The organism is Curtobacterium sp. SL109 (assembly GCF_026672405.1).
In the GTDB taxonomy this organism is placed as follows: Bacteria; Actinomycetota; Actinomycetes; order Actinomycetales; family Microbacteriaceae; genus Curtobacterium.
This window is the reverse complement of record NZ_JAPPRB010000002.1, coordinates 2,613,718-2,631,081: the sequence shown is the minus strand read 5'-3', so window position 1 is coordinate 2,631,081 and position 17,364 is coordinate 2,613,718. Positions and strand designations below refer to the sequence as shown.

Sequence of the window (17,364 nt, the reverse complement as noted above, 5' to 3'; positions counted from 1 at the left end):
GCATGACACTCCACACCCTCGAGGACCTCGGCGACCTCGCCGGCAAGCGTGTCGTCGTCCGCTGTGACCTGAACGTCCCGCTCAAGGACGGCACGATCACGGACGACGGCCGCGTGCGGGCGTCGCTCACCACGTTGAACACGCTGATCACCGCCGGTGCGCGGGTCATCGTGGTCTCCCACCTCGGTCGTCCCGACGGCGAACCCAAGCCCGAGTTCTCCCTCGCGCCGGTCGCCCAGCGGCTCTCGGAGCTGCTCGGGAAGCCGGTGACCTTCGTCGGCGAGACCGTCGGCGACGAGGCCACCGCGGCCTCCGAGGACCTCGAGGACGGTGACGTCCTGCTGCTCGAGAACCTCCGCTTCAACCCGGAGGAGACCTCGAAGGACGCCGCCGAGCGCACGGCCTTCGCGAAGCGCATCGCCGCTCTCGGTGACGCCTTCGTGTCCGACGGCTTCGGTGTCGTGCACCGCAAGCAGGCCTCCGTGTACGAACTGGCCTCCGCCCTGCCGTCCGCGGCCGGGCAGCTCATCGAGCAGGAGCTCACCGTGCTCGAGCGCTTGACCAAGGACCCGGAGCGCCCCTACACGGTGGTGCTCGGCGGGTCGAAGGTCAGCGACAAGCTCGGGGTCATCGACCACATCCTGCCGAAGGTCGACACGCTCTGCATCGGTGGCGGCATGCTGTTCACCTTCCTGGCCGCCGAAGGCCACGGGGTGGCGAAGTCCCTCCTCGAGCAGGACCAGCTCGACGTCGTCCGCGAGTACGTCTCGCGGGCGAAGGAGCTCGGCGTCACCATCGACCTGCCGACCGACGTGGTGGTGGCCTCCGGGTTCGCCGCCGACGCCGACCACGAGACCGTCCCGGCCGACGCGATCGAGTCCTCCTCGTTCGGCGCCGACGGCATCGGGCTCGACATCGGCCCGGAGACCGCAGCGCGGTTCGCGAAGGCCGTGTCCGGCTCGAAGACCGTGTTCTGGAACGGCCCGATGGGCGTGTTCGAGTTCCCGGCCTTCGCCGCGGGCACGAAGACCGTCGCGCAGGCCCTGACCGAGGTCGACGGCCTCGGCGTCGTCGGCGGTGGTGACTCGGCCGCAGCGGTCCGGTCCCTCGGCTTCACGGACGACCAGTTCGGGCACATCTCGACCGGTGGCGGTGCGAGCCTCGAGTTCCTCGAGGGCAAGTCGCTCCCCGGCCTCGAAGCCCTGGGGTGGTCCGCATGAGCCGCACCCCGCTGATCGCTGACGACGCGCAGGATGGTGCAGCATGAACCGCACGCCCCTCATCGCTGGCAACTGGAAGATGAACCTCGATCATCTGCAGGCCATCGCGACCGTGCAGAAGCTCGCCTGGACCCTGAAGGACGCCCGCCACGACTTCGACGACGTCGAGGTCGCGGTCTTCCCGCCCTTCACGGACCTGCGCAGCGTGCAGACGCTCATCTCCGCTGACAAGCTCCCGATCCGGTTCGGCGCCCAGGACCTGTCGCAGCACGACTCCGGTGCGTACACCGGTGACGTGTCCGGCGCGTTCCTGGCCGCGCTCGACGCCGCCTACGTGATCGTCGGACACTCCGAGCGCCGCACGATGCACGGGGAGACCGACCAGGTCGTCGCCGCCAAGACCGCCGCGGCCGTCAAGCACGGGCTCGTGCCGATCGTCTGTGTCGGCGAGACCGGGGAGCAGCGTGACGAGCGCGGCCCCGGGGTCGTGCCGGTCGAGCAGCTGCAGGTCGTCCTCGACACCGTGCCGTCGTCCGAGATCGTCGTCGCGTACGAGCCGGTCTGGGCCATCGGCTCCGGGCAGGCCGCCACCGCCGAGCAGGCCCAGGACGAGTGCGCCGCACTCCGTCGTGGGATCGCTGCGGCCTGGGGCGAGGAAGCAGCCGCGGCGACGCGAGTGCTCTACGGCGGCTCGGTCAAGTCCGGCAACATCGCGGGGTTCCTCCGCGAGCCCGACGTCGACGGCGCGCTCGTCGGCGGGGCGTCCCTCGACGTGCAGGAGTTCGCCGCGATCGCGCGGTTCCGCCAGCACGTCGGTCTCTGACACCGCACCCGGGGCACCTGCTCCCGCACCACTCCCGTGCCGGTACCGGCCGAGCCCTGCTCGGCCGGTACACTGGTACGGCTGACTGACACGAAAGGTACGTCGTGGCGATACTCTCCGTCGTGCTGCAGGTCCTGCTCGCTATCACGAGCCTCCTGCTCACGCTCCTCATCCTGCTGCACAAGGGCCGCGGTGGCGGCCTCTCCGACATGTTCGGCGGTGGCGTGACGAGCAACCTCGGGGCGTCCGGCGTGGCCGAGCGCAACCTGAACCGCATCACGGTGATCCTCGGGCTCCTGTGGATCACGAGCATCATCGTGCTCGGTCTCATCAACAAGTTCACAGCGGGGAGCTGAGCCATGGCATCCGGAGGCAGTGCAATCCGAGGGTCTCGCGTCGGCGCGGGCCCGATGGGGGAGCAGGACCGTGGGGTCCAGGCAGAGCGCGTGGCGATCTCGTACTGGGATGCCCTCGGGAACGAGGTCGTGCGGTACTTCTCCGCCACCCTCCCCGACGAGGAGATCCCCGAGACGGTCGACTCGCCGTCCAGCGGGCTCCCGGCCGGCCGCGACAAGGAGAACCCGCCCGTGGTCTCCAAGACCGAGCCCTACAAGACGCACCTCGCGTACGTGAAGGAGCGCCGCACCGAGGAAGAGGCAGCCCAGCTCCTCGAAGACGCGCTGCAGCAGCTCCGCCAGCGTCGCGGCACCGCGAAGTAGGCACCTGTTCCACGCGAAGGCCCCCGCACCCACGGTGCGGGGGCCTTCGTCGTTCCTGGGCTTGCGGGGGCGCGGTCCCAAGCCCCCGGCCTGAGTGGTCACGACACCCCGCCCGTCGATCGCCGACCGGTCGCAGACTGTCGCCGCCGCGGCGCCGAAGCGACGGTCGTGGACCACTCGCGGGACGTGAGCGGGGAGTCGTGACCCCTCGGGAAGATGACGTCCGCGGACAGGGGAACACGCGACGGCACGCGACCGCAGACAGACGGGAGGCCCGGTGCCAGCTGGCACCGGGCCTCCCGTTTGTGGAGTGCGTCAGTAGGTCGACGCGATGAGGTTCTCCGGGACGTCGCGGGCGGCGTCCTGGTCCACGAAGAAGACCGTGCGCTTGCGGCCCTGCACGCCACCGACGGGGACCTCGTCGACGGACGCGCCCGCGAGGGCGAGTCCGAGGACCGAGGCCTTCTCGGCACCGGACAGGATGACCCACACTCGCTGCGACGCGTTGATCGCCGAGTAGGTCAGGGTGAGGCGCTGCGGCGGCGGCTTGGGGGAGTCGTCGACCGGCACGACCACGCGGTCGGTCACCGTGAGCTGCGGGAACTCCGGGAACAGCGACGCGGTGTGCCCGTCGGGGCCGACGCCCAGCAGGGTGATGTCGAACTTCGGCGCGATCGCGGAGTCGGGCGCCGCAGCCTGGAGCTCGCGCTCGTACTGGGCGGCGGCCTCGTCGATGCTGAGTCCGGCGTCCGAGGCGGCCATCGGGTGGATGTTCGCCGCGGGGATGCCCACGTGGTCGAAGAAGTCGGACTGCGTACCGGTGACGTTCCGGTCGGCGTCGCCCTCCGGTGCCCAGCGCTCGTCGACCCACCAGACGTGCACCTTGGACCAGTCGACGCTCTCACGAGCCTGCGACTGCCCGATGGCGGCGAGGACCAGTGTGGACACGGAGCCACCGCTGACGGCGATGTCCGCGCGCTCCTGCTCGTCCAGCACGTCGATGATCTTCGTGATGAAGCGTGCGGCGACGGACGCGCCGAGGGCCTGCTTGTCCGGGTGCACCAGCACCCGCCGTTCGTTGGTCACGTGACTCCCGTGTTCGTGGAGCGGCCAGAGGATGTGGTCGCGATCGGCCCGTCCGGTCCGCCCCTGCCGTGACGACAGGGGCGGGACGGTCGGACCGCGGTGGTGCTGGTCAGCTGGCGATCGAGTCGCGGAGCTGTGCCACGCCGTGCTTGACGACGTCTCCGAAGAGGACGTCGGGGTCGAGTCTACGGAGTTCCTCGGCGAGGCAGTCACGCAGGTTCCGGCGTGGCAGCGACAGGTCGTGCACCGGCTGACCGGGCATCGACAGCGTGGCCACGTCGACGAGGGAGCGTTCCAGCTCGATGTTGCCGGACTCGCGGGACAGTGTGACGCCGTGGATGCCGCTCGAGCCCGTCGCACGGGGCGACGTGACGACCGAGACCGGCACCTGGAGCCGCAGCTGGAGCCAGGCGGCGAGGAGGAACGTCGACGGGCTGTCGCTCGCCCCGGAGACCTCGACGCCGGTGACCGGCTCGTACGGCGGCTGGTCGAGCGCCGCGGCGAGCTGGTTCCGCCAGAGCGTCAGGCGTGTCCACGCGAAGTCGGTGTCGCCGGGCACGTAGGACTCGCTCAGGGCGGTGATCGCCGTGTTCGGGTCCCGCTGTGCGGCGGCGTCGGTGATCCGCCGCTGGGCGATCCGCCCGAGCGAGGACTCCGCCGGCTTCGGCGGGGCGATCCCGGGCCACCAGGCCACGACCGGTGCGTCCGGCAGGAGCAGACCGGTGACGAGGCTCTCCTCGTCGGTGGCCGTCTCGCCGTAAGCACGCAGGACGATGACCTCGCTGGCGCCGGCGTCGCTCCCGACGCGGATCTGCGCATCGAGGCGGCCGGGCGACGCGATGTCGCCGTCGTTCTTCGACACGATGATCACGCGCATGGGGTGCTCGCGGGATGCCTCGTTCGCCGCCGCGATCGCCTCTTCCTCGTGGCCGAGGGCCGTCGAGATGATCAGCGTGAGGACACGGCCGAGTGCGACCGCGCCCCCTTCCTCGCGGATGTGGACGAGGGTCTTCTGGATCTTCGAGACCGTGGTGTTGGGCAGGTCGATCTTCATGGACGCCTCCAGGTCCGGCCGTCGCGGGCGAGGAGGTCATCGGCCGACGCCGGACCCCACGTCCCCGGACGGTACTGCTCGGGCTGGCCCTGCGTGGCCCAGAACTCCTCGATGGGGTCGAGGATCTTCCAGGACAGCTCGACCTCCTGGTGCCGCGGGAACAGCGGCGGGTCACCGAGGAGCACGTCGAGGATGAGTCGCTCGTAGGCCTCGGGGGATGCCTCGGTGAACGCGTGTCCGTAGCCGAAGTCCATCGTCACGTCACGCACCTGGGTACCGACGCCGGGGACCTTCGAGCCGAAGCGGAGCGTGACGCCCTCGTCCGGCTGGACACGGACGACGAGCGCGTTCTGGCCGAGGGGGGACTGCGGGATGCCGAACACGGCTTCCGGCACGCGCTTGAACACGATCGCGATCTCGGTCACACGGCGTCCGAGGCGCTTGCCGGCGCGCAGGTAGAACGGCACGCCCTGCCAGCGTCGGGTCGCGATGTTGAGCTTCACCGCGGCGAAGGTCTCGGTCGTGGACTCGGGGTTCATGCCCGCTTCGTCCAGGAACCCGAGGACCTTCTCGCCGCCCTGCCAACCGCCCGAGTACTGGCCGCGAGCGGTGGCGGTGGACAGGTCCTCCGGCAGCTCGACCGCGGAGAGCACCTTCTCCTTCTCGGCGCGGAGGTGTCCGGCCTTGAACGAGACGGGTTCCTCCATCGCCGTGAGGGCGAGGAGCTGCAGCAGGTGGTTCTGGATGACGTCGCGCGCCGCCCCGATGCCGTCGTAGTACGCGGCACGCCCGGCGACGCCGATGTCCTCGGCCATCGTGATCTGGACGTGGTCCACGTAGTTCGAGTTCCAGATGGGTTCGTACATCTGGTTCGCGAACCGCAGCGTCAGGAGGTTCTGGACCGTCTCCTTGCCGAGGTAGTGGTCGATGCGGAAGACGTCGTCGGGCGCGAAGACGCTCTCGACGATCGCGTTCAGCTCGCGTGCGGTGCGGAGGTCGGACCCGAAGGGCTTCTCCACCACGACACGGCTCCACGAGCCCTCGGGCTTGTCGGTCAGCCCGGACAGCTTGAGCTGCTCGGTGACGACCGGGAACATCTTCGGCGGGATGGACAGGTAGAACGCGTGGTTCCCCAGGGTGCCCCGCTCGGCGTCGAGGGCGTCGACGGTCTCCTTGAGCTGGACGAAGGCCTCGGGGTCGTCGAACGACCCCTGGACGAAGCGGATGCCCTGTTCGAGCTGCCGCCAGACGTCCTCGTCGAAGGGGGTCCTGGAGTGTTCCTTGACCGCGTCGTGGACGAGCTGGGAGAAGTCCTGGTCCTCCCAGTCGCGCCGAGCGAACCCGACCAACGCGAACCCCGGGGGCAAGAGCCCTCGGTTCGCGAGGTCGTAGACCGCGGGCATCAGCTTCTTGCGGGACAGGTCGCCTGTCACGCCGAAGATGATGAGGGTGCTCGGACCCGCGATCCGGTTCAGTCGACGGTCCGTGGGCAGCCGGAGCGGGTTGTGCTCCGGGGTGATCGCCACCGGTGACATGTGTCGGTGAACTCCTTTGGTGTCAGGAAGTGGGTGTGGGCCCCTGGACCGCGGCGGTGACGACGTCTGCCAGGGCGGGGAGGTCCCCGGACGACAGCGTCAGCACCGGGCGGCCGTGCTGCGCGAGGACGCTGGCGTCCCCGGCTGCCTGGGCCCGGATGAGCTGGCCGAACGTGAAGGGCCGCCCGGGGATCGGCAGGTCGCCTGCGTCGTCCGCGAGGATCTGCAGGAACACCCCCGTCGCGGGTCCGCCCTTGTGGTACTGGCCGGTGGAGTGCAGGAACCGCGGGCCGTAGCCGAACGTGACCGGTCGGCCGACGTGCTCCGCGACGATGTCCCGGAGCACCGCGAGCTCGCGGTTGACGCCGCGGTCCACGTACGCCTGGATGGCGACGTAGCCGTCGGGGCCGACAGCGGACAGGAGGCTCGTCACGGCCTGGGCGATGCTGCCGCCGGTCTCGAGACCGGTCGCGGACACCCCGATGCCGGAGTCCCGGTACGCGGGCTCGGCCAGCGCGGACGCCGGCTGGTCGCCGTCGCCGTCGAGCAGTGCGCGCGTGGCGACCTTGGCGGCCTCCACGTCGGGCTGGTCGAACGGGTCGATGCCGAGCAGACGCCCGGCGACGGCCACGGCGTACTCCCACACGAGGAACTGGCCACCGAGCGTGCCGGTGATCTCGACCTCGTGGTCGGCGACGTGGCGTTCCTCGTTGGCGGACCCGACCAGCCGGATGACCTGCAGGTCGGGCAGGTCCGCGGTGAGCTCCGGGGCGTCCACGTCGAGGACGACGGGGAGCAGTCCCCGCCCGGACTTGCCGGTGGACTCGGCGATCAGCTGTTCGGCCCAGTCGGCGAACCCGATGATGTGGGTGCCGTCCGCGACGATGCCGATCTTGTCGCGCAGCGGGTCGGTGCCGGCGAGGACCGCACCGAGCACGAGCCCGGGGTTCTCGTCGATGTCGACCGCCAGGAGCGCCGAGATGGCGTCGGCCTCGTCGAGCAGCTCCTCGATGTCCGCGCCGGCGAGACCGGACGGCACGAGGCCGAACGCGGTCAGGGCCGACCAGCGGCCGCCGACGGTGGGGTCGGCCGTGAAGACGCGGTACCCGGCGTCGGTCGCGGCCGCCTCGAGCGGGGAGCCCGGGTCGGTGACGACGACGATGCGGCCGGTCGGGTCGATGCCGGCGTCCTGGAACGCCTGTTCGTAGACGCGGCGCTGCGAGTCGGTCTCCAGCGTGGAGCCGGACTTCGACGACACGACGAGCACGGTGCGCTCGAGGCGGTCGGTCAGCGCTGCGGTGACCTGGGCGGGGTCGGTCGAGTCGAGCACCGTGAGGGGGACGCCCGCCGTGCGGGTGATGACCTCGGGTGCCAACGACGAGCCGCCCATGCCGGCGAGGACGACGTGGTCGATCCCCTCGGCGCGGAGCTGCTCGCGCAGTTCGACGATCTGCGGGACGAGCGGTCGCGAGGTCGCGACGGCTTCGACCCACCCGAGGCGCGAGGAGGCCTCGGTCTCCGCCGCCGGGCCCCAGAGGTCGGGGTCCTGGGCGGTGATGCCCGACGCCACCAGGTCGGTGACGAGGCGCGGGACCACCTGTTCGATGGCCCGCGCCGCGTCACCCCTGGCGGCGATGGAGACAGTCACTACTTCTTGGCGTTCTCGAGTGCCGTCTTGACGGTCTCGACGAGCTCACCCCAGGAGACGTTGAACTTGTCCACGCCCTCCTTCTCGAGGAGCCCGACGACGTCGTCGTAGTCGACGCCGGCAGCAGCCAGCTTGTCCATGAACTCGTTGGCCGAGTCGAACGTGCCGGCGATCGCGTCGCCGTGGACCTGGCCGTGGTCGAACGTGGCCTCGAGCGTCTTGCCGGGCATCGTGTTGACGGTGTTCGGCGCGGCGAGCTCGGTGACGTAGAGCGTGTCGGAGAGCGACGGGTCCTTGACACCGGTCGAGGCCCAGAGCGGACGCTGCGTGTTGGCGCCGGACTCGAGCAGGCCGAGGGCACGCTCCGTGGCGAAGGCCTGGGTCCAGACCTGGTAGGCGAGCTGCGCGTTGGCGATGCCGGCCTTGGACTTGAGGGCCGTGGCCTCGTCGGTGCCGACGGCGTCGAGACGCTTGTCGATCTCGGAGTCGACGCGCGACACGAAGAAGGACGCGACCGAGTGGATCTTGGACAGGTCGTGGCCGGCGGCCTTGGCCTTCTCGAGCCCACCGAGGTAGGCGTCGATCACGGCGCGGTAGCGCTCGAGCGAGAAGATCAGGGTGACGTTGACCGAGATGCCGGCGCCGATGACCTCGGTGATGGCCTCGAGGCCCTCGAGCGTCGCGGGGATCTTGATGAGGACGTTCTCGCGGCCGACCTTCTCGAACAGGAACTTGGCCTGCTCGATGGTCTTGGCGGTGTCGTGGGCGAGACCCGGCTCGACCTCGATCGAGACACGGCCGTCGAAGCCCTTGGTCTCGTCGTAGATCGGCTTGAAGACGTCGGAGGCGTTGGCGACGTCCTGCGTGGTGATCGCGAAGATCGCGTCGGTCACGTCGGTGTCCGCCGCGGCGAGCTCCTTGACCTGCGCGTCGTAGCGCTCGCCCTTGGCGAGGGCCGACGCGAAGATCGTCGGGTTGGTCGTCACGCCGACGACGTTGCGGTCCTTGATGAGGTTCTCGAGGCGCCCGGTCTCGAGGAGCTCGCGGGAGAGGTCGTCGAGCCAGATGCTCACGCCGACGGCGGAGAGGGCTTCGGTGGGGGTGGTGTCAGTCATGTGTTTCTCTTCTTTCGTCGACGTGCGCTCGCTCTGAGCGGTGAGTCGGGGTCTGTGGGGTGAGCGTCTGAGGACGGGAGGTCCGCTGCGGAGCCGCTGCGGGCCTCCCGTCGGAAGGGCCGGGTCCGTGATCCGGACCCGGCCCTCGTGACTCAGGACGCTGCTGCGATGGTTTCCTTCGCCGCGGCGAGGACGTGCTCCGTGGTGAAGCCGAACTCGTCGTACAGCTTCTGGTAGTCGGCCGAGGCACCGAAGTGCTCGATCGACACGCTGCGGCCGGCGTCACCGACGATGTCGCGCCAGCTCATGCCGATGCCGGCCTCGACCGAGACGCGGGCCTTGATCGCGGCGGGGAGGACCGACTCGCGGTAGGCCTCGTCCTGCTCGAAGAACCACTCGAGCGACGGAGCCGACACGACGCGGGCGTTGATGCCCTCGCCCTTGAGCTGCTCACGGGCGTCGAGCGCGATCTGGACCTCGGAGCCGGAGCCGATGAGGATGACGTCCGGGGTGCCGTTCGGCGCCTCGGCGAGCACGTACGCGCCCTTCGCGACGTTCGCGGCGGACGCGAGCGTCTCGCCGAACGCGTCGCCCTCGCCACGCTCGAACACCGGGAGGTTCTGGCGGCTGAGCGCCAGACCGGCCGGGCGGTCGGTGTGCTTGAGGATGGTCAGCCAAGCGTGCGCGACCTCGTTGGCGTCGGCCGGACGGACGACGTCGAGACCCGGGATCGCACGGAGGGCCGTGAGCTGCTCGACCGGCTGGTGCGTCGGGCCGTCCTCGCCCAGGGCGATGGAGTCGTGGGTCCAGACGTAGATCGCCGGCGCCTTCATGAGCGCGGCAAGACGGACTGCCGGACGCATGTAGTCGCTGAAGATCAGGAACGTGCCACCGAACGGACGCGTGTTGCCGTGCAGCACGATGCCGTTCAGGATCGATCCCATCGCGTGCTCGCGGATGCCGAAGTGCAGCACGCGGCCGAACGGGTCGGTGCTCCAGGTCGACGTCGAGGCCTCGGCCGGACCGAAGGACTTGGCGCCCTCGATCGTGGTGAGGTTCGACTCGGCGAGGTCGGCGGACCCACCCCAGAACTCGGGCATGAGCGGCGCGATCGCGTTGATGACCTTGCCGGAGGCGGCGCGGGTCGAGACGGCCTTCTCGGTGCTGAACACCGGGAGTGCTGCCTCGAGGCCCTCGGGGAGCTCCTTGGCGTTCATGCGGTCGAGCAACGCCTTCTTGTCGGCGTTGGCCGCGGCCCACGCGTCGAAGGACTTCTGCCACTCGGCGTGCTGCGCCTGGCCCTTGGCGACGGCGCCACGGGTGTACTCGAGGACCTCCGGGGCGACCTCGAAGGTCTTCTCGGTGTCGAAGCCGAGGATCTCCTTCAGGCCCTTGATCTCCTCGGCGCCGAGCGCGGAGCCGTGGATCTTGCCGGAGTTCTGCTTGGTCGGCGACGGCCAGCCGATGATCGTCTTGAGGACGATGAGCGACGGCTTGTCGGTGACCTGCTTGGCGGCCTCGACGGCTGCGTACAGCTCCTCGACGTCCTCGGAGTACTCGCCGGTCTTCTTCCAGTCCACGATCTGGACGTGCCAGCCGAGGGCCTCGTACCGCTCCGGGACGCTCTCCGAGAAGGCGATGTCGGTGTTGTCCTCGATCGAGATCTGGTTCGAGTCGTAGAACGCGATGAGGTTGCCGAGCTGCTGACGACCGGCGAGCGAGCCCGCTTCGTTCGTCACGCCCTCCTGCATGTCGCCGTCGCCGGCGATGACGTAGGTGAAGTGGTCGAAGGGGGACTGGCCGGCCGGGGTCTCCGGGTCGAACAGGCCGCGCTCGAAGCGCTGCGCGTAGGCGAAGCCGACCGAGGACGCGAGGCCCTGGCCGAGCGGGCCGGTCGTGATCTCCACGCCGTCCGTGTGGCCGTACTCCGGGTGACCCGGCGTCTTCGAGCCCCACTTGCGGAGGTGCTGGAGGTCATCGATCTCGAGACCGTAGCCGTGCAGGTAGAACTGCACGTACTGGAGGATGGACGCGTGACCCGCGGAGAGGATGAAGCGGTCGCGGCCGATCCAGGTGGAGTCGCTCGGGTCGCGGTGCATCACCTTCTGGAAGAGGAGGTGTGCGAGCGGGGCGAGGCTCATCGCGGTGCCGGGGTGACCGTTGCCGGCTGCCTCGACGGAGTCGGCGGCGAGTACGCGCGCCGTGTCGACGGCCTTCTTGTCGATGGCGTCCCAGGTGAATTCAGCCACTTGGATGTTGACCCTTCTTGATGCGACGTGTGCGAGGGCTCGTGCCACCGCACGGACATGGTGGCCACCCGGCGCCCCGTCAGGTCGCCGGTCAACGGCGGCCGACCGACTCGTTCGCGGGCCGACGTCTTCGGGGCACACTGCGGGTGGCCCCTCCAGCATAGTGAACCGGCACTCAGAAGGTGTCCAGGTCACCCCGACTGTTCACAACTGTGGTCGGAAGGCGTCGCCGTGTCGCTCGGGTTCACCGCTCCGTCGGTCGCATCGCGTAAAGTGGGTGGCGACCCGTGGACATTCCGGGTCAGCGCACGCCCGGACGCCGAGGACGCCGTCCACCGAGTGTGCGAGCTGAAGCGACACAGACTGAGGTCCCCTTGCCGACTGCCACCGTGACCAGGCCCGACATCGAGCGACGCTCGACGCTGTCCCGCAAGGTCCGGGCGTACGTCTCGTTGACGAAGCCGCGCGTCATGGAACTGCTGCTCGTCACGACCGCCCCGACGATGTTCCTCGCCCAGCGCGGGGTGCCGGACCTGTGGCTCGTGTTCTGGACGCTCCTCGGTGGTGCGATGTCGGCCGGTTCGGCGTCGGCCTTCAACTGCTACATCGACCGCGACATCGACCGCCTGATGAAGCGGACCAGCACGCGCCCGCTGGTCACCGGCGAGCTCACCGATCGCCAGGCCCTGGTGTTCTCTTGGATCCTCGGCATCGGGTCGACGGCAGTCCTCGGCTTCCTGGTGAACTGGCTCGCCGCCGCGCTCAGCGTCGCCGCGATCCTGATCTACGTCTTCGTCTACACGCTGTGGCTCAAGCGCCGCACGCCGCAGAACATCGTCTGGGGCGGGTCTGCCGGCTGCATGCCCGTGCTCATCGGCTGGGCCGCCGTCACCGGGTCGCTGACCTGGGCGCCGGTCATCCTCTTCATGGTGATCTTCCTGTGGACGCCGCCGCACTACTGGCCGCTGTCGATGAAGTACCGCGACGACTACGACGCCGCTGCCGTGCCGATGCTCGCCGTGGTCCGGGGTCGCACGGTGGTCGGGCTGCAGGTCGTGCTCTACGCCTGGGCCACGCTCGTCTGCTCGCTGCTGCTCATCCCCGTCGCGCACATGGGACCGCTCTACACGGTGGTCGCGCTGGCCGGCGGCATCTGGTTCGTCGTCGAGTCGCACAAGCTCTACACGCGGGCCATCCAGCACGTCGAGCACGTGCACCCGATGCGGGTCTTCCACAGCTCGATCACGTACCTGACGCTGCTGTTCATCGCCGTGGGCATCGACCCGCTGCTGCCGCAGGTCTTCAGCTTCTAGGGGCGGGGCGGGCGCGCACAGGCCGATCCTGCCGCTGAACGACGAAGTCGACGTCGCACGACGTCGACTTCGTCGTTTCCGGGGTGCAGTCCGTCAGTCGCATCGGACGGGAGGCTCGTACCGGGCCCGGCCCGAGTCTCCCGTCCGGTGCGTGGTGCCGAGCGGTGCGTTGTGCGGAGCGGTGCGTGGTGCGGGGCGCGCTGTGGAGCGGTGCGTGGTGCGGTGTGCGCTGCGGGACTGCGAGACAGCGGTGTCCCGGGGCGGGCGTCCCGGCCTCAGCGCGAGACGGGCTGGCGCGTGGCGGATCGTCCCGCGGTCGCCCTCGTGGACAGCGTGACCACGGTGACGGCACCGACGAGCAGCCCGGCGAGCACCATGTGCGTCCCGACGAGCCCGACGGGCAGTGCCGTGCGGGCCTGGGTCAGCCCGACGGCGATCTGCACGAACTCGACGACGAGCAGCAGGAGCGCCCACTTGCTCGACAGCTGCAGCCGGACGGCGCCGACCACCAACACGAGGGTGAGCGCGAAGAGGACGTACGCGGGAACGGCGTGCACGTGCTGCAGGACCGCCGGGTCGAGGCCCGTGCGGTGCAGGCGGCCGCCGTCGACGGCTTCGTCGGCGCCCGCGTGCGGGCCGCTGCCCGTGGTCAGGATGCCGAGGAGCACGGTGACGGCGGTCGCCGCGATCGTGCCGCGGACCACGCCGACGTACCAGTTCGGCACGAGGCGACGCGCCAGGCCGGGCCCGTTCATCGCGCGGTGGACCAGGGTGGCGGTGATCGCGGTGAGCGCCATCGAGACCACGAAGTGCAGACCGACGACGTAGGGGTTCAGGTTCGTCAGCACGCTGAGACCGCCGATGACGGCCTGGACGGGGATCGCTGCGCCCTGGGCGAACGCCAGCCAGAACAGTTCGGGTCGGGTCCGTCGCATCCGGACCACGGCGAGGAACATCGCGATGGCCACGACGACGAGCACGAACGTCAGCAGACGGTTGCCGAATTCGATGATCCCGTGCACGCCCATCTCGGGGGTGGAGACGAGCGAGTCGGCCGTGCACCGCGGCCAGGTGGGGCATCCGAGCCCCGACGCGGTCAGGCGGACGAGGCCACCGGTGCCGATGAGCACGACCTCCACCACGAAGGACGCCCAGGCGAGGACGACCACGCGAGGGTCGACGACCCGGGGCAGTGCCCACCACCGTGTGCGGACGTCCTGGTCGACGGGGGATGCGACGCGAGTCACGAGGGTGGTGCCTTCCTGTTGTTCCGCGCTGCGGGCCTGTAGGATTCGAGGGTTCAGCAGCAGTCAAGTCTAGGCAGGCGCCGGCTCCGAATGGGCCGAGATCGCCGATCACACCCAGGACTGCGTGGAACCATGACGTTGCGAGGCAGCAGCTGCGTGACCACCGTCGACGGGTTCGTCCTGTCGGTGGTCCGCGATGGAATGGTGACCGGCAGCCGCCGGTTGCCACCAGGGAACTGCCGCGAGAAGGAAACGAGGAGATCATGTCCGACGTGCTCATCGACCGTCCGGAGCTCGAGGGGCTCGGCCAGTACGAGTTCGGTTGGTCCGACTCCGACTCCGCCGGTGCCTCCGCCCGTCGCGGTGTCTCGGACGAGGTCGTCACCGACATCTCGAACCTCAAGGCCGAACCCGAGTGGATGCTGAAGAACCGTCTCAAGGGGCTCCAGCTGTTCGACCGCAAGCCGATGCCGACGTGGGGCGCCGACCTCACCGGGATCGACTTCGACAACATCAAGTACTTCGTGCGCTCCACGGAGAAGCAGGCCCAGTCGTGGGAAGACCTGCCCGAGGACATCCGCTCCACGTACGAGAAGCTCGGCATCCCCGAAGCCGAGCGCCAGCGCCTCGTCGCCGGCGTGGCCGCGCAGTACGAGTCCGAGGTCGTCTACCACCAGATCCGCGAGGACCTGGAGCAGCAGGGCGTCATCTTCATGGACACCGACACCGCGCTGCGCGAGCACCCGGAGCTCTTCCAGGAGTACTTCGGCACCGTCATCCCCGCCGGTGACAACAAGTTCGCCGCGCTGAACACGGCTGTCTGGTCGGGCGGTTCCTTCGTCTACGTCCCCAAGGGCGTCCACGTCGAGATCCCGCTGCAGGCCTACTTCCGGATCAACACCGAGAACATGGGTCAGTTCGAGCGGACGCTGATCATCGCCGACGAGGACTCCTACGTCCACTACATCGAGGGCTGCACCGCCCCGATCTACAAGTCGGACTCCCTGCACTCGGCCGTCGTCGAGATCATCGTGAAGAAGAACGCCCGCGTTCGCTACACGACGATCCAGAACTGGTCGAACAACGTCTACAACCTCGTCACCAAGCGTGCGATCGCGCACGAAGGCGCGACGATGGAGTGGATCGACGGCAACATCGGATCCAAGGTGACGATGAAGTACCCGTCGATCTACCTCGCGGGTGAGCACGCCAAGGGCGAGACCCTCTCCGTCGCCTTCGCGGGCCCCGGTCAGCACCAGGACGCCGGCGCGAAGATGATCCACATGGCGCCGTACACGACGTCCTCCATCGTGTCGAAGTCGATCGCCCGTGGCGGTGGCCGCGCCGGCTACCGCGGCGAGGTCCGCGTCGACCCGAACGCGCACCACTCGGCGAACACGGTCCGCTGCGACGCGCTGCTCGTCGACACCGTCTCGCGCTCGGACACCTACCCGGCGATCGACATCCGCGTCGACGACGTCCAGCTCGGCCACGAGGCCACGGTCTCCCGCGTGAGCGAGGAGCAGCTGTTCTACCTCATGTCGCGCGGCATGGCAGAGGACGAGGCCATGGCGATGATCGTCCGTGGCTTCATCGAGCCGATTGCCCGCGAGCTCCCGATGGAGTACGCGCTCGAACTCAACAAGCTCATCGAGATGAGCATGGAAGGATCCGTCGGCTAGATGTCGAGCTCCACCCCCACCCCCCGAATCGACCAGCCGATCGAGCCTGCTGCCCCCACGGGGACCGAGCGCGGTGCCGGTCAGGAACAGCATGGCGCGCGGGCCCACTCCGACGGCGCCTGGGACTCCAAGGTCCCGGTGCAGACCCGTTCGGAGCGCCCGCAGTCGGGTGACATCGACGCCTTCGCCGCGGTCACCGGCCGTGAGGTCAACTGGAAGTTCGCGCCGCTCGACAAGATCGCGCCGCTGCTCGCGCCCGGTCTCGACGGCTCGGCCTACCCCTTCCTCGCGACCCAGACCGACGGCGCCGACATCGAGTGGGGTCGCAGCGACGACCCGCGTGTCGGCACTGCCGGCCTGCCGGAGGACCGGGCAGCGGCTGCAGCCTGGACTGCGCGCGACGCCGTCCTCGCGGTCACCGTGAAGGCGACGGACGCGCACGAGTCGATCGCGATCACGCGCTCGGACTTCGGGCGGCAGCCGCGGGCGGCACACACGGTCATCACGGCCGAGCCGAACGCGCAGGGCATCGTCGTCATCGACAACCGCGGTTCCGCGCTCCTCTCGGAGAACGTCGAGATCGTCGTCAAGGACAACGCACGTCTGACCGTCGTGACGGTCCAGGACTGGGACGACGACGCCGTGCACGTCTCGACGCACTTCGCCGAGGTCGGCCGTGACGCCTTCCTCAAGCACGTCGTGGTGTCGCTCGGCGGCGACGTCGTCCGCGTGAACCCGTCAACGCACCTCGGTGCGCAGGGCGCCGACGTCGAGATGTACGGCGTGTACTTCGCCGACGCCGGGCAGTACATCGAGCAGCAGGTGTACGTGAACCACGACGCCCCGAACTCCCGCAGCCGCGTCAACTACAAGGGCGCCCTGCAGGGGGCCGGAGCGCACACCGTGTGGATCGGTGACGTGCTCATCGGCCGCACGGCTCTGGGCACGGACTCCTACGAGCAGAACCGCAACCTGGTCCTGACGGACGGCACGCGCGCCGACAGCATCCCGAACCTCGAGATCGAGACCGGCGACATCGCCGGTGCCGGTCACGCGAGCGCGACCGGACGTTTCGACGACGAGCAGCTGTTCTACCTGCAGGCCCGCGGCATCCCCGAGGAAGAGGCCCGCCGACTGGTCGTGCTCGGCTTCCTCGTCGAGGTCATCCAGAAGATCGGCGCGCCCGAGCTCGAGGAACGCCTCGTCGCCGCGGTCGAACAGGAGCTGCTCGAGGGCAAGACCGTCCTCGCCGCGCCGATCGCCGACGCCTCCCTCACCGAGACCTCGGTCTGATGGCCGAGAAGGTCTGCGCCGAGGGCGACATCGCCGTGGACAGCCCCATGCGGGTCGTCGTCGACGGCACCCCGGTCGCCATCGTGAAGGACTCCGCCGGCGTCGTGCACGCCATCGGGGACACCTGCACCCACGGGGAGATCTCGTTGGCCGAAGGCTTCGTCGAGGGCGACTCGCTGGAGTGCTGGGCACACGGTTCGCAGTTCTCGCTGACGACCGGCAAGCCCAAGAACTTCCCGGCGTACGAGCCCGTGCCGGTCTTCCGGGTCGAGGTCCGCGACGGCGACGTCTACGTCGACGTGCAGGACCCGGTCCCCGTCGACTGAACCGATCGGCCCCGGCCGCCTGCGCCTGACACCCACACTCCTCCCGCGGCTGAC

At 69.5% G+C, this 17,364-nt stretch carries 15 protein-coding genes; 8 read left to right on the top strand and 7 right to left on the bottom strand.

The features are described 5' to 3' along the window. The first annotated feature begins 2 nt into the window (after positions 1–2). The 4 genes from OVA28_RS14025 (at position 3) to OVA28_RS14010 (ending at position 2,762) form a co-directional block, all read left to right on the top strand. Positions 3–1,220: a phosphoglycerate kinase gene (locus OVA28_RS14025; protein WP_268097394.1), complete on the top strand. Its 1,218-nt coding sequence runs from the start codon at positions 3–5 to the stop codon at positions 1,218–1,220. A 43-nt stretch (positions 1,221–1,263) separates the two neighbouring features. Next, a complete protein-coding gene (gene tpiA / locus OVA28_RS14020) occupies positions 1,264–2,043 on the top strand; it encodes a triose-phosphate isomerase (protein WP_194660459.1) in 780 nt (259 codons plus the stop codon). Positions 2,044–2,147: 104 nt separating this feature from the next. Next, positions 2,148–2,399 (top strand): preprotein translocase subunit SecG, encoded by a 252-nt coding sequence (secG, locus tag OVA28_RS14015; RefSeq protein ID WP_071275211.1) that lies wholly within the window; start codon positions 2,148–2,150, stop codon positions 2,397–2,399. A 3-nt stretch (positions 2,400–2,402) separates the two neighbouring features. Then, complete coding sequence (locus tag OVA28_RS14010; protein WP_071275214.1) at positions 2,403–2,762, top strand: RNA polymerase-binding protein RbpA; 360 nt, start codon at positions 2,403–2,405, stop codon at positions 2,760–2,762. Between the two features lie 315 nt (positions 2,763–3,077). Here the strand turns inward: OVA28_RS14010 and pgl are convergent, their stop codons facing one another. The 6 genes from pgl to tkt form a co-directional block, all read right to left on the bottom strand. Beyond that, positions 3,078–3,848: a 6-phosphogluconolactonase gene (gene pgl, locus OVA28_RS14005; RefSeq protein WP_268097393.1), complete on the bottom strand. Its 771-nt coding sequence runs from the start codon at positions 3,846–3,848 to the stop codon at positions 3,078–3,080. 109 nt (positions 3,849–3,957) lie between these two features. Next, on the bottom strand, positions 3,958–4,902 hold the full coding sequence (locus OVA28_RS14000) for a glucose-6-phosphate dehydrogenase assembly protein OpcA (RefSeq protein ID WP_268097392.1): 945 nt from the start codon (positions 4,900–4,902) through the stop codon (positions 3,958–3,960). Further along, positions 4,899–6,437, bottom strand: a complete 1,539-nt coding sequence (zwf, locus tag OVA28_RS13995; protein ID WP_194625575.1) for a glucose-6-phosphate dehydrogenase — start codon at positions 6,435–6,437, stop codon at positions 4,899–4,901. The genes OVA28_RS14000 and zwf overlap by 4 nt, the downstream gene beginning before the upstream one ends. A 22-nt stretch (positions 6,438–6,459) precedes the next feature. Continuing rightward, the gene (locus OVA28_RS13990) at positions 6,460–8,085 is read right to left on the bottom strand and encodes a glucose-6-phosphate isomerase (RefSeq protein ID WP_268097391.1); all 1,626 of its coding nucleotides are present in this window, start codon (positions 8,083–8,085) and stop codon (positions 6,460–6,462) included. Further along, positions 8,085–9,200: a transaldolase gene (gene tal / locus OVA28_RS13985; protein ID WP_268097390.1), complete on the bottom strand. Its 1,116-nt coding sequence runs from the start codon at positions 9,198–9,200 to the stop codon at positions 8,085–8,087. Before tal ends, OVA28_RS13990 begins: the two co-directional genes overlap by 1 nt. A 152-nt stretch (positions 9,201–9,352) precedes the next feature. Continuing rightward, complete coding sequence (gene tkt, locus OVA28_RS13980; protein WP_268097389.1) at positions 9,353–11,449, bottom strand: transketolase; 2,097 nt, start codon at positions 11,447–11,449, stop codon at positions 9,353–9,355. Between the two features lie 389 nt (positions 11,450–11,838). Between tkt and OVA28_RS13975 the strand changes: the two genes are divergently transcribed. Beyond that, on the top strand, positions 11,839–12,762 hold the full coding sequence (locus OVA28_RS13975) for a heme o synthase (RefSeq protein WP_194660465.1): 924 nt from the start codon (positions 11,839–11,841) through the stop codon (positions 12,760–12,762). A gap of 275 nt (positions 12,763–13,037) precedes the next feature. Here the strand turns inward: OVA28_RS13975 and OVA28_RS13970 are convergent, their stop codons facing one another. Further along, a complete protein-coding gene (locus OVA28_RS13970) occupies positions 13,038–14,009 on the bottom strand; it encodes a COX15/CtaA family protein (protein ID WP_268097388.1) in 972 nt (323 codons plus the stop codon). 263 nt (positions 14,010–14,272) lie between these two features. Between OVA28_RS13970 and sufB the strand changes: the two genes are divergently transcribed. From sufB to OVA28_RS13955, 3 genes are read left to right on the top strand one after another with little or no spacing between them, the layout of a single operon-like run. Beyond that, positions 14,273–15,691: a Fe-S cluster assembly protein SufB gene (sufB, locus tag OVA28_RS13965; protein ID WP_267419285.1), complete on the top strand. Its 1,419-nt coding sequence runs from the start codon at positions 14,273–14,275 to the stop codon at positions 15,689–15,691. Next, complete coding sequence (gene sufD / locus OVA28_RS13960) at positions 15,692–16,984, top strand: Fe-S cluster assembly protein SufD (RefSeq protein WP_268097387.1); 1,293 nt, start codon at positions 15,692–15,694, stop codon at positions 16,982–16,984. After that, positions 16,984–17,310, top strand: a complete 327-nt coding sequence (locus OVA28_RS13955) for a non-heme iron oxygenase ferredoxin subunit (protein WP_194660469.1) — start codon at positions 16,984–16,986, stop codon at positions 17,308–17,310. Before sufD ends, OVA28_RS13955 begins: the two co-directional genes overlap by 1 nt. Positions 17,311–17,364 lie beyond the last annotated feature (54 nt).